This is a genomic window from Enterobacter cloacae complex sp. IR5412 (assembly GCF_049237385.1).
Classification (GTDB): domain Bacteria; phylum Pseudomonadota; class Gammaproteobacteria; order Enterobacterales; family Enterobacteriaceae; genus Enterobacter; species Enterobacter intestinihominis.
The window spans coordinates 193,109-208,326 of record NZ_JBMKHQ010000002.1 but is presented as its reverse complement, the minus strand read 5'-3'; the positions used below and the strand labels follow the sequence as shown (position 1 = coordinate 208,326).

The following is a 15,218-nucleotide window of genomic DNA, read 5'->3' as shown; positions in this document are numbered from 1 at the left end:
GACGTTGCCTCCGCCCGTACCCGATAAGCCGGAAGGAATAAGCCGAGGGCACCGCGAAGCGGCGATTTACCGCCGGGAGCCCGGGTCGCCAGGGTGGTGGCGACTGAACCACCCTGGCACGTTCACCGGTCATGTCGTTACAGAGTAGCAAGGAACATAAAGTGAACGGAATGACCACCACCGCCGTATATTCCCCTCACCCTAACCCTCTCCCCGGAGGGGCGAGGGGATTGCTCAGTGCTCGCATTAATTTGTGGGGAACCCTCAGCCCATGGGGAGAGGGAGAAGGGCACGTACCGTAGGCCGGGTAAGCACAGCGTCACCCGGCAGGATTTTAAAAGCGCGTGTCCACGGCTGAAGCCAGCTTCTCCAGCAGCCGTTCGCTGTCTTCCCAGCTCAGGCACGGGTCGGTAATCGACTGGCCGTACACCATTTGCTGTCCGGCGACGATCTTCTGCGTGCCTTCTTTGATAAAGCTCTCCGCCATAATTCCTGCAATGGCGGTCGAGCCGCTGCGGATCTGCTGGCAGACTTCATCGCAGACGTCCAGCTGGCGGCGGTGCTGTTTCTGGCAGTTGCCGTGGCTGAAATCCACCACCAGATGCTCCGGCAGGTCAAATTCCGCCAGCGTTTCGCAGGCGGCGGCAATATCTTCTGCATGGTGATTCGGTTTTTTACCGCCACGCATAATGATATGTCCGAACGGGTTGCCGCTGGTCTGGTAGATGGTCATCTGGCCGTTTTTATCCGGGGAGAGGAACATATGGCTGGCGCGTGACGCGCGGATGGCATCAACGGCGATGCGGGTATTGCCGTCCGTACCGTTTTTGAAGCCCACCGGACAGGAGAGCGCCGACGCCATTTCACGGTGGATCTGGCTTTCGGTGGTACGCGCGCCAATCGCGCCCCAGCTAATGAGGTCGGCAATAAACTGTCCGGTCACCATATCCAGAAATTCGGTAGCGGTCGGCACGCCCAGCTCGTTAACCTGTAGCAGCAGCTTACGCGCCAGCGCAATGCCGTGATTCACCCGGTAACTACCGTTCAGATCGGGATCGGATATCAATCCTTTCCAGCCCACGACGGTACGCGGTTTTTCAAAGTAGGTACGCATCACGATCTCCAGGCGATCCTGATACGTGCCGCGCAGCGTCTGAAGGCGTTGTGCATAATCCATCGCCGCGTCCAGGTCGTGGATGGAGCAGGGGCCAATTACTACCAGAAGACGTTTGTCTTCACCATTGAGAATTTTTTCGATGCGGCGACGGGAGGCCGTCACATGGTCCGCCACCTCGGCGGAAACGGGGTGCAGCCGGGCAAGTTCAGCCGGGGTGACCAGGCTATCAATGCGCGCGGTGCGCAGTTCGTCGGTTTTGTTCATGGAATGTCTCAGAAATTTTTTGCTTCATCGGCAGACTACCGGGAAGTGATGGGCATCACCTTAAACCAATCCCTGCTGATTTCAAGTTCGGGGCACGTCGCCCCGAGGATGGCATGATAATAACTGAAACTGGATTAATGTACTAGCATATTAGTACATGCGGCGATTCAGTCCCATGATATCGAGGATCTTGGTGGCAATTTCTTCTACTGAATAGTTGGTACTGTTCAGCCAGGGGATCTGATTTTTCCGGTACAGCGCTTCGACTTCGGAGACTTCCATTCGGCACTGGCGCATTGAGGCGTAGCGGCTGTTCTCGCGACGTTCTTCGCGGATCGCCGCCAGTCGTTCCGGGTTGATGGTCAGCCCAAACAGCTTATGCTGAAGCGGCTTGAGCGCGGCAGGCAGCACCAGGTTGTCCATATCATCGGCAATAAAGGGGTAGTTAGCGGCGCGAATGCCAAACTGCATTGCCAGGTAAAGGCTGGTGGGGGTTTTACCGCAGCGCGACACGCCTAGCAAAATGACCTGCGCCTGGTCCAGATTGCGCAGCGAGATCCCGTCGTCGTGCGCCAGAGTGTAGTCAATGGCGGCAATACGCGCATCGTATTTGGTCAGGTTGCCGGGGTTCAGCCCGTGGGTACGGTGAGCGATCGGCGTCGGGTCGAGCTTCAGCTCGCTTTGCAAGGGTGCAACCAGCGCCTGCACGATATCCTGACAGAAGCCCTCGCTTTGCAGAATGATGTTGCGGATCTCAGGGATCACAATGGAATAGAACACCAGCGGACGAACACCGGTCTGCTGGTAAATGGCGTCGATCTGGTCCTTGACCGCTTTGGCCCGGCTCTCGTTTTCCACGAACGGCAGCGTGATGCTGTTTATCGACACGGGAAACTGCGACATCACCGCGTGTCCCAGCACCTCGGCGGTAATCGCCGTCCCATCAGAAATATAAAAAACGTGGCGATCGACAGCATTATCCATTTTATCCACCCTGAATAGCGTACGTAATTGCCTGAAAGCATAAATTAAAAAAGTTAATTGCACAGCAAAGAACTTATCTGAATTTAAAATGAAATGGTGTTTTTGATTTTCCTGAAAAGTGGATTTCATTTTCTGATTAGCGGCGTTATTTCTATGGCTTTTGCCGGAATCTATAGGAATCATCGGGTTAGCGAGTGCGGGGAAACTGTCCGAAAAGTTGAAAATTTAAATTGCTTACACGATTCACCGTTTTTTTAGCGGAAATAAATATGCCAGTATAAATACGTAGTCAGGTGTTTCTTACTCCGATCAAATATCACAAAAGGATTGTTTCGATGTCCAACAATGGCTCGTCACCGCTGGTGCTTTGGTATAACCAACTCGGCATGAATGATGTAGACAGAGTTGGGGGCAAAAATGCCTCCCTGGGTGAAATGATTACAAATCTGTCCGGTATGGGTGTCTCCGTACCAAACGGGTTTGCCACAACCGCCGATGCGTTTAACCTGTTTTTAGACCAGAGCGGTGTAAACCAGCGCATTTACGACCTGCTGGATAAAACGGATATTGATGATGTCACCGAGCTTGCCAAAGCCGGGGCGCAAATCCGCCAGTGGATTATCGACACACCTTTCCAGCCGGAACTGGAAAAAGCCATCCATGACGCCTACAACCAGCTCTCCGCTGACGACGCGCAGGCCTCCTTTGCCGTGCGCTCTTCCGCTACCGCGGAAGATATGCCGGATGCCTCTTTCGCCGGACAGCAGGAAACCTTCCTCAACGTTCAGGGTTACGAGGCGGTACTGGTGGCGGTGAAGCATGTGTTTGCTTCCCTGTTCAACGACCGCGCCATCTCCTATCGCGTGCATCAGGGCTATGACCACCGCGGCGTCGCGCTCTCCGCAGGCGTACAGCGCATGGTGCGCTCCGACGTGGGCTCTTCCGGCGTGATGTTCTCTATCGACACGGAATCCGGCTTCGACCAGGTGGTGTTTATCACCTCCGCATGGGGTCTGGGCGAGATGGTGGTGCAGGGGGCGGTGAACCCTGACGAATTCTATGTGCACAAGCCTACGCTGGCGGCTAACCGTCCGGCAGTGGTACGCCGCACCATGGGCTCGAAAAAAATCCGCATGATCTATGCCCCGACGCAAGAGCATGGCAAGCAGGTCACCATTGAAGATGTGCCGCAGGAGCAGCGGGATCGCTTCTCGCTCACCGACGCCGAAGTGGAAGAGCTGGCGAAGCAGGCGGTGCAGATTGAAAAACACTATGGCCGTCCGATGGACATCGAGTGGGCCAAAGACGGACACACCGGCAAGCTGTTTATCGTGCAGGCGCGTCCGGAAACCGTCCGTTCGCGCGGTCAGGTCATGGAGCGCTACACCCTGCACGCGCAGGGCAAAATTGTCGCGGAAGGTCGTGCGATTGGTCACCGCATCGGTGCCGGTCCGGTGAAAGTGATCCACGACATCAGCGAGATGAATCGCATTCAGCCTGGCGACGTGCTGGTGACCGACATGACCGACCCGGACTGGGAGCCGATCATGAAGAAAGCGGCTGCTATCGTCACCAACCGCGGTGGCCGTACCTGTCACGCGGCTATCATTGCCCGTGAGCTGGGGATCCCGGCGGTAGTCGGCTGCGGTGACGCGACCGAACGCATGAAGGACGACCAGAACGTGACGGTCTCCTGTGCCGAAGGCGATACCGGTTACGTGTATGCCGATATCCTCGACTTCAGCGTGAAGAGCTCCAGCGTGGATACCATGCCGGACCTGCCGCTGAAAATCATGATGAACGTCGGTAACCCGGATCGCGCGTTTGACTTCGCCTGCCTGCCGAACGAAGGCGTGGGCCTGGCGCGTCTGGAATTCATCATCAACCGCATGATCGGGGTGCACCCGCGCGCGCTGCTGGAGTTTGACGACCAGGACGCGAAGCTGCAAAACGAAATCCGCGAGATGATGAAGGGTTACGACTCGCCGAGAGAGTTCTATGTCGGTCGTCTGACGGAAGGCATCGCCACGCTCGGCGCGGCCTTCTACCCGAAACGCGTGATCGTGCGTCTGTCGGACTTTAAGTCCAACGAATATGCCAACCTGGTGGGCGGCGAACGCTACGAGCCGGAAGAAGAGAACCCGATGCTGGGCTTCCGCGGCGCCGGACGCTACGTGTCGGAAAGCTTCCGCGACTGCTTCGCGCTGGAGTGCGAAGCGGTAAAACGCGTGCGCAACGACATGGGGCTGACCAACGTGGAAATCATGATCCCGTTCGTCCGTACCGTGGATCAGGCGAAAGCGGTGGTGGATGAGCTGGCGCGTCAGGGGCTGAAGCGCGGCGAGAACGGGCTGAAGATCATCATGATGTGTGAAATTCCGTCCAACGCCCTGCTGGCCGAGCAGTTCCTGGAGCACTTCGACGGCTTCTCCATTGGTTCGAATGATATGACGCAGCTGGCGCTCGGCCTGGACCGCGACTCCGGCGTCGTCTCTGAGCTGTTTGATGAGCGTAACGAGGCGGTGAAGGCGCTGCTCTCCATGGCCATCCGTGCGGCGAAGAAACAGGGTAAATATGTCGGGATCTGCGGGCAGGGTCCTTCTGACCATGAAGACTTTGCGGCCTGGCTGATGGATGAGGGGATTGATAGCCTCTCCCTGAACCCGGACACCGTGGTGCAAACCTGGCTGAGCCTGGCAGAGCTGAACAAGTAAAACATGCATAACCTGAAAAAGGCGAGGATATCTGTCCTCGCCTTTTTTATTTTCCTGCGAATATGCTCACCATCACAAATAAAGCAAAAAACCAAATATCATAATTTATCTGTTAATTTAGACAATTGTTAGTGGGCAGGGCGTTGCTAATACTTGAGCCTTACCGCGTACATCCGTCGGGATGATGCGCGACTGGTTGAAATACGTTTTAACCTGATAAAAAGGCAAATAACAATGACAATCTCCTCTGTATTACGTACCAAAGATAAAATAGGTTATGGCCTCGGTGATATGGCCAGCGCGCTGGTCTGGCAAACGGCAACGTTATTTCTCGCGTATTTCTATACGGACGTATTCGGTTTGCCGGCGGCCATTATGGGCACCATGTTTTTAGTGGTGCGCGTGATCGATGCGTTTGTCGATCCGTGCATTGGCGCTCTGGTGGACCGCACTCAGACCCGCCACGGTCGTTTTCGTCCCTGGCTGCTCTGGTTTGCCATTCCGTTTGGCGTGAGCTGCCTGATTACCTTCTACGTACCGGATGCCGGGCAGACGGCGAAAATTGTCTATGCCTGCGTAACCTATGCCATCCTGAGCCTGATCTACTCCGCGATTAACGTCCCATACTGCGCCATGCCCGGCGCGCTGACGCTCGACCCGCGCGAGCGCCACTCGCTGCAATCCTGGCGCTTTGGCCTGTCGTTTATCGGCGGGTTGATTGTAACGGTCATCGCGCTGCCGCTGGTCTCATTATTAGGTCAGGGGAATGTGCAAAAAGGTTATTTCTATGCCATGAGCCTGATGGGGCTGCTGGGTATTATTTTATTCTTCTGCTGCTTCTTTATGACCCGGGAGCGTTACTCGCCGCGCAATGACACATCCGGCTCGATGCTGACGGATTTAAAACTGCTGGCCGCCAACAGCCAGTGGCGAATTGTTTTTCTGTTTAATATTTTACTGTTAACCGCCGTCGTGACGCGTGGCTCTGCGACCATGTATTACGTTAACTATGTTCTGTTACGTCCTGAACTGGTCTTTGCCTTTATTGTTTCCGGCATGGTGGCATCCTTAAGCGGCGCATTATTATCTGAACGCCTGCTGGGGAAATTTGATCGCGTACGTGCCTATCAGTGGACCATTATTTCTTTCGTTATTTTTGGCGCGCTGATTTTCTTCATTCCGCCTTCGCAGGTGTGGCTGATATTCGGTCTGAATATTGTGTTTAGTTTTATTCAGAACCTGACCACGCCGCTGCAATGGACCATGTTCTCCGATGTGGTGGACTACGAAGAACACCGCAGCGGCCGCCGTCTGGACGGGCTGGTCTTTTCTACCGCCCTGTTTGCCATCAAGTTTGGGCTGGCGCTGGGTGGGGCGGTGGTCGGTTGGGTGCTGGGCATGGTGGATTACGCGCCCGGACAGGCAAACCAGGCGCCTCACGTTCTCGCAACCATCAATGCCCTGTTCACCCTGATCCCCTGCGCGCTGTTCCTCTGCATGGTGGCGCTCCTTGCTATCTACAAACTCAACAGCCGACTGGTGGATTCCATTGCCCGTGAGCTGGCCAGCAAGCGAGACATTCGAAACGATGCGGGGCAGCTCAGCCCGGTAACCCAATCCGCACTACAGGAGTAAACCATGACTGTGATCTACAAGGACGCGGGACGTCCCGTACACGAGCGTGTCGCTGATTTACTGGCGCGTATGACGCCGGAAGAGAAATTTGCCCAGATGCACGCGTACTGGCTGATCCTCGATGAACACGGCAACCACCGCGAGCGTAGCGATTTGAGCGATGAGTTCGCCGGCGTGAGCGAACAGGCGTCCCTCAGCGAAAGGCTGAAGCTGGGCGTCGGGCAGATCACCCGTCCGCTCGGCACGCACATTGTTGATGCAAAAACCGGCGTGCGTGCCGCTAACCGCCTGCAACGTATGATGATGGAGGAGACCCGGCTCGGCATTCCGGCGCTGTTTCATGAGGAGTGTCTGGTGGGGCTGCTGTGCAAAGATGCAACCCTGTTCCCGTCGTCGCTGAACTACGGTTCCACCTGGGACCCGGCGCTGGTGCAGCGCGCGGCGGAGCAGATTGGCAATGAGGCCCGGTCTGTCGGGTGCCAGCAGGGGCTGGCCCCGGTGCTGGATGTCTCGCGCGATGTGCGCTGGGGACGGACGGAAGAGACCTTTGGGGAAGATCCGTGGCTGGTAGGGGTGATGGCGACGGCGTACGTGAAGGGGTTGCAGGGCGATAAGCGCGATCTGCTGGCGACCCTGAAACATTACGTGGGGCACTCCTTCAGCGAAGGGGCGCGCAACCATGCGCCGGTCCATCTGGGTTTCAGCGAGCTAAACGATACCTTCCTGCTGCCGTTTGAGATGGCGGTGAAGCTGGCCAACGCCGGTTCGGTGATGCCAGCCTATCATGACATCGATAATCAGCCAGGGCACAGCGACCATTTCCTGCTCACCACCGTGCTGCGTGAACAGTGGGGCTTCGACGGCATTATTGTCGCGGATTACGGCGGCGTAAGCCTGCTGCACCAGCACCACGGGATTTCTCACGATCCAGCAGAATCGGCGGCGCTGGCGTTTAACGCCGGGCTGGACGTGGAATTGCCGAAGGATGACTGCGCGCGTCATCTGGCGGAAGCGGTAGAGCGTGGGCTTATCTCAATGGCGATAGTGGATGAGATTGTGGCGCGCGTGCTAAGTGAAAAATTCCGTCTCGGGCTGTTTGAAAAACCGTACGCCGACGAAAAAGGTATCGATTTGCAGAATGAGGCGACCCGGCAGGTGGCGCGCGAGGTGGCAACAAAATCGATCACGCTGCTGGAAAATAACGGCATTTTGCCCCTCGGCGGAAAACCCCGTGTAGCGGTAGTGGGGCCGACGGCGGACGATCCGCTGGCGTTGCTGAGCGGCTACAGCTTCCCGGTTCACCTGATCATCAGCGATATGGTTGAAGAGACCTCGCAGGTGACAACCCCGCGCGCGGCGCTGGAACAGTACCTTGGTGCATCGCAGATACGTTACGCCAAAGGGTGCCACATTATCGAAAAACGGATGGCGGGTGCGCCGGTGTTCCCGGGCGACAGCGGCGGTAAACCGATGCAGCAATCGCCGGTTTCACAACGCACGGATTTGATCCCCGAAGCCGTGAGCGCGGCAAAAGAGAGTGACGTGGTGGTGGCCTGCGTGGGCGACCTCGCCGGGCTATTCCAGAGCGGCACCGTGGGGGAAGGATCGGATACCGATTCGCTGAATCTGCCGGGCGTGCAGCAACAGCTGCTGGAGGAGCTGGTGGCAACCGGCAAGCCGGTAATTGTCGTCATGACGGGCGGGCGTCCTTATAACCTTCAGGGGCTGGAAGAGAAGGTGGCCGCGCTGATGATGGCCTGGGCGCCGGGGCAGGAAGGGGGCTGGGCGATTGCCGATATCTTAACCGGCCGCGCGGAGCCGCAGGGCAGGCTGGTAGTCAGCGTGCCGAAAAACGCCGGGGCGATGCCGTACTACTATAACCACAAGCTGAAAAGCGGCGGCACGCCGTTTGCGTTCCATTTCGGCGCACTTTACCCGTTCGGTTACGGTCTTGGCTGGACGCAGTTTCACTGGAGTGCGGCGCGTCTCGCTGAAAGCCACGTCCCGGTCGACGGAGAGGTGGTGTTAAGCGTCGATGTCAGCAACATCGGGGAGCGCAGCGGCAGCGAAGTAATACAGGTGTACGTGCATGACAAAGTCGCGACGCAGGTTCGTCCGCTTCAGGAGCTGAAAGCGTTTCAACGCGTTACGCTTTCACCGGGAGAAACCGCCACCCTGACCTTTACCTTGCCGGTGGAGATGTTTAATTTCACCCGCCGGGACGGGAAGCGGATTGTCGAGCCAGGTGAATTTGAGCTACAGGTTGGCGCGTCCTCGGCGGATATTCGCGAGGTGGTGAACGTGCAGGTGACCGGGGAGACGCGGGTGCTGGAGGGGGAATGGCAGATGTTGAGTAGGAGTGAAATTTGTAAAAATTAATATTCAGGACTCGCCTGGCCACAAAGGCGAGTCCTCTTTCAAGCAATCAAATGAGGAAAATGAACTTACAAAGCACTAATAACTTAAAAAAATAGTTCGCATAAGAATAGTCTTAGCCGCCTTGCTCTGAGCCTGGAACTGATATAGCTACTCCTCACCGTCTGCTGGTTGCAGGACTGCGCCAGATAGCCTGATAGGTTTGATGAGCTATAAAAGATGAAATTTAAATGAATATACGGACTCTGTCTGATTTAAGTTCCCTGTGCAACGGCTACATGACAACGCAATGCAGGGAAAACGAAGAACTACAGTGCATAGCGTCAGAACTCAGGATTCAATAAGTAACTGGAGAGGTTAAGTGGTTGTAGATATTTCGGTGTTATTCATTATTCTTTTAATGATTGTGTGCGCCCTGATTTATCGCCTTTCTGTCATGGAAGATAAGTTGTTAGCAATGGAGTTAAGACACGCTACGGAAGTCAACGCAGCGCGTAGAGAAGGGTATATAAACTGCATGAATCTTCATGCTCAGGTTGAAAAAAGTATAAAAGATAAAGCTAAATGATGGCGTTTTTAGGAACGCCAGTTTGGCTGTTATATCATTTACTGTGCTTGCCTTGACGTTTATCTTTTTTCTTATGGCGGGAAAATAACCCACATAACTATTATTGACAGAAGAAAAAGGTGCAGGCGCTGCTCCTGCAGTGGTCAGCCGCGTTATACGTGGTGATGCTCATTACAACGTGAACGTGCTCGCGCTGATGAACGGGCAGAGGCTACTAATAATTCAGAGTAAAAGGAACACCTGGCGGTACGAGAAAGATATTCAGTAGATAGTGAAATGGCATATGCTTATGACGTATGGAACTAAACAGTAAAACTCTTTCATCGCTATTCATCCGTCTGTAATGAACGGTTTTTTCGTTTAAAACACGCCTAAATCCTTTGCGCTCAGCATAAGGTAAATAAAAAAAAAGCCCATCGTGGGAGATGGGCAAAGACTACACACAGCAATTCGTTGTTTCACTCAGGGGATTTCCATGCTTATAAATCAAGGTGTTGATTTATAACCGTGTCTTAATAGTAGGCATGCCAACTTTATGAGTCGATCGGATTCGTCTCAATAGTTAAAGGGAGGTAAAGATTTCTTGAAGAGAATGACGGTTTTAGGCATGAAAAGGCGGGTCTGACCAGTGCGCAGAGAATAAATAGTTTAGCAACGTTTAAGTATTCCTGCGAAGAGTGTAGGCCGGGTAAGCGTTAGCGCCACCCGGCAAAGGTTATTACTGCGCGTTCTTATCTTCCAGCTCTTCAAGTTCGCTTAAGATGAGGTCCGGATCGGTTCCGGGTGGCGGCACTTCATGCACCCAGGCAGAGAAGAGACGCCAGGTTACCGCAAGCAGCACCGGACCGATAAACAGGCCAATCATGCCGAAGGCAATCAACCCCCCGATCACCCCGGACAGGATTAGAATCAGCGGCAGATCAGCGCCCATGCGGATGAGGAGAGGACGAATCACGTTATCCATGGTGCCCACCACGCAACTCCAGACCAGCAGCACCGTGCCCCAGGTCGTGTCCCCCGTCCAGTAAAGCCAGATAATGCAGGGAACCAGCACCAGCAGCGGACCAAGCTGTGCCAGACAGGTCATCAGCATGACAACGGTGAAAATGGTGGCATAAGGTACGCCGGAAACCGCCAGCCCGATGCCGCCAAGCACAGCCTGCACCAGCGCTGTGACCACCACGCCGAGCGCTACCGCGCGAACGGCCTGGGCTGCCAGCAGCACGGCCGCATCGCCGCGTTTACCTGCCAGCCGGGTGGCGAAATGGCGTACCCCCAGCGCAACCTGCTCGCCGCGCCAGTACAGCAGGGCGCTGAAGACCAGCATCAACGTACAGTGCATCATGAAGCGACCAATATGCGCAGCCTGCCCGACAAACCAGGTGGTGGTTGTGCCGATGTACGGGCGCACTTTGGCCATCAGGGCGCTACCGCCCATCTCCAGCAGGCTGTGCCAGCCGCTGTATAGTTTTGCGCCCACAACAGGAATGCTGTTCAGCCACGCGAGATCCGGCAGCGTCATGTCACCGCTGGTGACCGCGCGAATAACCGGGCCGCTGCTGTCAACCAGGCTGTTAACCAGCAGCGCAATGGGAATAATAAACAGCAGGAACAGCAGCAGCGTCATCACCAGCACGGCAAGGCCGCGGCGACCAAACAGCAGTTTCTGCAAACGTAAGAGTAAAGGCCAGGTTGCGACCACGACGGTCGCGGCCCAGGCAAATCCGAGCACGAAAGGACGAACAATCCACAGACACGCAATAATCATAATGGCTAAGAACAGCACCGACAGCAGTATCTGTGCGACATCCCTGGGCTGACGAAGATTGACCATAAACGAAACTTTCCTTAAATGAACACCAGCAAGGCTGATGGGAATATAAACCGCATCTCTCTAATCATTAGTGATTTCAGCGATTTTTGACAGGCGGATTTTGCCCGTAATTCTACGAAGCACATAAGAAAAAAATGTGATAAAACTTTCCAGACACAACGCAAACGATTTCACACTATTCTCATTAGGGTCGACAGCAATGATCCCACAGATTTCTCAGGCACCGGGCGTCGTTCAATTGGTGCTTAATTTTTTGCAGGCACTGGAGCAACAGGGTTTTACAGGTGATACCGCCACCGATTATGCCGACAGGCTGACGATGGCAACCGATAACAGTATTTACCAGCTTCTTCCCGATGCCGTCGTTTTCCCGCGCTCTACCGCCGATGTGGCCCTCATCGCCCGTCTGGCGTCGCAGGAGCGTTTCAGCTCCCTGGTCTTTACCCCGCGCGGGGGCGGGACGGGCACCAATGGGCAGGCGCTGAACCAGGGCATCATCGTTGATATGTCCCGCTATATGAATCGCATCATTGAGATCAACCCGGAAGAGGGGTGGGTGCGTGTGGAAGCGGGGGTAATCAAAGATCAACTGAATCAGTTTTTAAAACCGTATGGCTATTTTTTTGCGCCCGAGCTTTCCACCAGTAACCGCGCAACCCTTGGCGGGATGATCAACACCGATGCCTCAGGGCAGGGCTCGCTGGTCTACGGCAAAACCTCCGATCACGTCATGGGTGTGCGGGCGGTGCTGCTGGGGGGCGATATTCTCGATACCCAGCCGTTGCCGGTCGAACTGGCTGAAACGCTGGCAAAAGAGAGCACCACCAGCGGACGGATTTATCGCACCGTGCTGGAGCGCTGCCGCGAAAATCGCGAACTGATCCTCGACAAATTCCCGAAGCTCAATCGCTTCCTGACGGGCTACGATCTGCGCCATGTCTTTAATGACGATCTGAGCCAGTTCGATCTTACCCGCGTACTGACCGGGTCAGAAGGTACGCTGGCCTTTATCACCGAAGCGCGTCTGGATATCACCCCGCTGCCGAAGGTGCGCCGTCTGGTGAACGTCAAATACAACTCCTTTGACTCCGCGCTGCGTAATGCCCCGTTTATGGTGGAGGCGCGGGCGCTGTCGGTGGAAACCGTTGATTCAAAAGTACTGAACCTGGCCCGGGAAGATATTGTCTGGCATTCGGTGAGCGAACTGATTACCGACGTGCCGGATAAAGAGATGCTCGGTCTGAACATCGTCGAGTTCGCCGGGGATGACGCAGAGCTGATTGAGAGCCAGGTGAGCACGCTCTGCCAGCGTCTGGATGAGCTGATTGCACAGGGGGAAGGCGGCGTCATTGGCTGGCAGCTGTGTAACGACCTCTCCGGCATCGAGCGAATCTACGCGATGCGTAAAAAGGCGGTGGGGCTGCTCGGTAACGCGAAAGGGGCGGCGAAGCCGATTCCATTTGCGGAAGATACCTGCGTGCCGCCGGAGCATCTGGCGGATTATATTGTGGAGTTTCGTGCGCTGCTCGACAGCCATGGTCTGAGCTATGGCATGTTCGGGCACGTTGACGCGGGTGTGCTACACGTGCGCCCGGCGCTGGACATGTGCGATCCGCAGCAGGAGCTCCTGATGAAGGAGATCTCCGACGAGGTCGTGGCCCTTACGGCCAAATATGGCGGTTTGTTATGGGGAGAGCATGGCAAAGGATTCCGCGCCGAGTACAGCCCGGCGTTTTTTGGCGAACAACTCTACGCCGAGCTGCGTAAGGTGAAAGCCGCTTTTGATCCTGATAACCGTCTTAACCCGGGTAAAATCTGCCCGCCAGAGGGCGTTGATGCGCCGATGTTGCAGGTAGACGCCGTCAAGCGCGGCACCTATGACCGACAAATTCCGATTGCGGTACGCGCTTCCTGGCGCGGCGCGATGGAGTGCAACGGCAACGGGCTGTGCTTCAACTTCGATGTGAAAAGCCCGATGTGTCCGTCGATGAAAATCACCAGCAACCGCATCCACTCCCCAAAAGGACGTGCGACGCTGGTGCGCGAATGGCTGCGCCTGCTGGCCGACCGCGGCATTGACCCGCTCAAGCTGGAACAGGAGCTGCCGGAAAAATGCGCCAGCCTGCGCGGGCTCATCGAACGGACCCGCAACAGCTGGCATGCGAATAAAGGCGAATACGATTTCTCGCATGAGGTGAAAGAGGCGATGTCCGGCTGCCTGGCGTGCAAGGCGTGTTCAACCCAGTGCCCGATTAAAATTGACGTGCCGGAATTCCGTTCCCGCTTCCTCCAGCTGTACCACACGCGTTATCTGCGCCCGATGCGCGATCATCTGGTGGCAACGGTGGAGAGTTACGCGCCGCTAATGGCTCGTGCGCCAAAAACCTTTAACTTCTTTATCAATCAGCCGCTGGTGCGCAAACTGTCTGAAAAACATATCGGCATGGTGGATCTGCCGCTGCTGTCGGTGCCATCGCTCCAGCGTCGGCTGGTGGGGCACCGCTCGGCGAACATGACCCTGGAACAACTGGAAGCATTAAGCCCTGAGCAGAAAGCGAAGGTGGTGCTGGTGGTGCAGGATCCGTTTACCAGCTATTACGATGCGCAGGTGGTGGCTGATTTTGTCCGTCTGGCAGAGAAAATTGGCTACCAGCCGGTGGTACTGCCGTTCTCGCCGAACGGCAAGGCGCAGCACATTAAAGGTTTCCTGACCCGCTTCGCGAAAACCGCGCAGAAAACTTCAGATTTCCTGAATCGCGTGGCGCAGCTCGATATGCCAATGGTGGGCGTCGATCCGGCGCTGGTGCTCTGTTACCGGGATGAATATAAGCAGACGCTCGGCGATAAGCGTGGTGATTTTCAGGTCTTACTGGTGCATGAGTGGCTGCCTGCGGTGCTGAAGCAAACGGCCCCTCAGGAGGTCAGCGGAGAATCCTGGTACCTGTTTGGGCACTGTACCGAAGTGACCGCGCTGCCGACGGCGCCTGCCCAATGGGCTTCTATCTTCGCGCGCTTTGGCGCGAAGCTGGAAAGCGTCAGCGTGGGCTGCTGCGGTATGGCCGGAACCTACGGTCATGAAGTCAAAAACCACGCTAACTCGCTCGGCATTTACGAGCTGTCGTGGCACCAGGCAATGCAGCGCCTGCCGCGTAACCGCTGTCTGGCGACGGGCTACTCCTGCCGCAGCCAGGTGAAACGGGTGGAAGGTAACGGCGTTCGCCATCCCTTGCAGGCTTTACTGGAGATTATCGGATGATCTGGAAACGTGCGGTCACTCTGCAGGCCTTAAATGCCATGGGTGCGGAAAACATGGTCGGTTTGCTGGATATCCAGTTTACGCGCATTGGCGATACCGAACTTGAAGCGACGATGCCAGTAGACAGTCGTACTCATCAACCGTTTGGCCTGCTGCACGGCGGTGCGTCCGTCGTGCTGGCCGAAACGCTGGGGTCGGTCGCGGGTTACCTGTGTACGGAAGGGGAGCAGAAGGTGGTCGGGCTGGAGGTCAATGCCAACCACATCCGCTCCGTTCGCAGCGGGCGCGTGCGCGGTGTTTGCCGCGCACTGCACGCCGGAAGTCGTCATCAGGTGTGGCAGATTGATATTCTGGACGAGCAGGATCGCCTGTGTTGTTCATCCAGACTGACGACGGCCGTTGTGTAAAGTTTCCGAATGTCTTGCTTTTGGTCAAAAATTAGCCGTCTGATTGTGATATACTGGTCACGT

General features: G+C 55.8%; 9 protein-coding genes and 1 other RNA gene. 6 read left to right on the top strand and 4 right to left on the bottom strand.

From position 1 onward, the window contains the following. Positions 1-334: 334 nt before the first annotated feature. Together aroH and ppsR are read right to left on the bottom strand one after the other, a co-directional pair. Positions 335-1,381: a 3-deoxy-7-phosphoheptulonate synthase AroH gene (gene aroH / locus ACOTX2_RS04495; RefSeq protein ID WP_063148175.1), complete on the bottom strand. Its 1,047-nt coding sequence runs from the start codon at positions 1,379-1,381 to the stop codon at positions 335-337. A 150-nt stretch (positions 1,382-1,531) separates the two neighbouring features. Then, positions 1,532-2,365: a posphoenolpyruvate synthetase regulatory kinase/phosphorylase PpsR gene (ppsR, locus tag ACOTX2_RS04490; RefSeq protein WP_017384644.1), complete on the bottom strand. Its 834-nt coding sequence runs from the start codon at positions 2,363-2,365 to the stop codon at positions 1,532-1,534. A gap of 335 nt (positions 2,366-2,700) precedes the next feature. Between ppsR and ppsA the strand changes: the two genes are divergently transcribed. The 4 genes from ppsA (at position 2,701) to ACOTX2_RS04470 (ending at position 9,658) form a co-directional block, all read left to right on the top strand. Next, positions 2,701-5,079 carry a phosphoenolpyruvate synthase gene (ppsA, locus tag ACOTX2_RS04485; protein ID WP_023305974.1) on the top strand — a complete coding sequence of 793 codons (2,379 nt, stop codon included), beginning with the start codon at positions 2,701-2,703 and terminating at the stop codon, positions 5,077-5,079. A 234-nt stretch (positions 5,080-5,313) separates the two neighbouring features. Continuing rightward, the gene (locus ACOTX2_RS04480; RefSeq protein ID WP_038415905.1) at positions 5,314-6,714 is read left to right on the top strand and encodes an MFS transporter; all 1,401 of its coding nucleotides are present in this window, start codon (positions 5,314-5,316) and stop codon (positions 6,712-6,714) included. A gap of 3 nt (positions 6,715-6,717) precedes the next feature. Further along, positions 6,718-9,093 (top strand): glycoside hydrolase family 3 N-terminal domain-containing protein, encoded by a 2,376-nt coding sequence (locus ACOTX2_RS04475; protein ID WP_063148174.1) that lies wholly within the window; start codon positions 6,718-6,720, stop codon positions 9,091-9,093. A 358-nt stretch (positions 9,094-9,451) separates the two neighbouring features. Further along, positions 9,452-9,658: a hypothetical protein gene (locus ACOTX2_RS04470; RefSeq protein ID WP_022647855.1), complete on the top strand. Its 207-nt coding sequence runs from the start codon at positions 9,452-9,454 to the stop codon at positions 9,656-9,658. Positions 9,659-10,059: 401 nt separating this feature from the next. Here the strand turns inward: ACOTX2_RS04470 and rprA are convergent. Both rprA and ydiK read right to left on the bottom strand, forming a co-directional pair. After that, an RNA gene (gene rprA / locus ACOTX2_RS04465) (antisense sRNA RprA) lies at positions 10,060-10,167 on the bottom strand. Between the two features lie 209 nt (positions 10,168-10,376). Further along, positions 10,377-11,492 carry an AI-2E family transporter YdiK gene (gene ydiK / locus ACOTX2_RS04460; protein ID WP_022647856.1) on the bottom strand — a complete coding sequence of 372 codons (1,116 nt, stop codon included), beginning with the start codon at positions 11,490-11,492 and terminating at the stop codon, positions 10,377-10,379. Positions 11,493-11,691: 199 nt separating this feature from the next. Here ydiK and ydiJ point away from each other — a divergent pair, with 199 nt between their 5' ends. Together ydiJ and menI are read left to right on the top strand one after the other, a co-directional pair. Next, positions 11,692-14,748 carry a D-2-hydroxyglutarate dehydrogenase YdiJ gene (gene ydiJ, locus ACOTX2_RS04455; protein WP_063148173.1) on the top strand — a complete coding sequence of 1,019 codons (3,057 nt, stop codon included), beginning with the start codon at positions 11,692-11,694 and terminating at the stop codon, positions 14,746-14,748. Next, positions 14,745-15,155 (top strand): 1,4-dihydroxy-2-naphthoyl-CoA hydrolase, encoded by a 411-nt coding sequence (gene menI, locus ACOTX2_RS04450; RefSeq protein ID WP_022647858.1) that lies wholly within the window; start codon positions 14,745-14,747, stop codon positions 15,153-15,155. The genes ydiJ and menI overlap by 4 nt, the downstream gene beginning before the upstream one ends. The last annotated feature ends 63 nt before the right edge of the window (positions 15,156-15,218 follow it).

What these genes read in the sequence shown, in the direction of transcription:
- aroH (WP_063148175.1), bottom strand. Translation starts at nt 1,381, where the DNA reads ATGAACAAAACCGACGAACTGCGCACCGCGCGCATTGATAGCCTGGTC.
- ppsR (WP_017384644.1), bottom strand. Translation starts at nt 2,365, where the DNA reads ATGGATAATGCTGTCGATCGCCACGTTTTTTATATTTCTGATGGGACG.
- ppsA (WP_023305974.1), top strand. Translation starts at nt 2,701, where the DNA reads ATGTCCAACAATGGCTCGTCACCGCTGGTGCTTTGGTATAACCAACTC.
- ACOTX2_RS04480 (WP_038415905.1), top strand. Translation starts at nt 5,314, where the DNA reads ATGACAATCTCCTCTGTATTACGTACCAAAGATAAAATAGGTTATGGC.
- ACOTX2_RS04475 (WP_063148174.1), top strand. Translation starts at nt 6,718, where the DNA reads ATGACTGTGATCTACAAGGACGCGGGACGTCCCGTACACGAGCGTGTC.
- ydiK (WP_022647856.1), bottom strand. Translation starts at nt 11,492, where the DNA reads ATGGTCAATCTTCGTCAGCCCAGGGATGTCGCACAGATACTGCTGTCG.
- ydiJ (WP_063148173.1), top strand. Translation starts at nt 11,692, where the DNA reads ATGATCCCACAGATTTCTCAGGCACCGGGCGTCGTTCAATTGGTGCTT.
- menI (WP_022647858.1), top strand. Translation starts at nt 14,745, where the DNA reads ATGATCTGGAAACGTGCGGTCACTCTGCAGGCCTTAAATGCCATGGGT.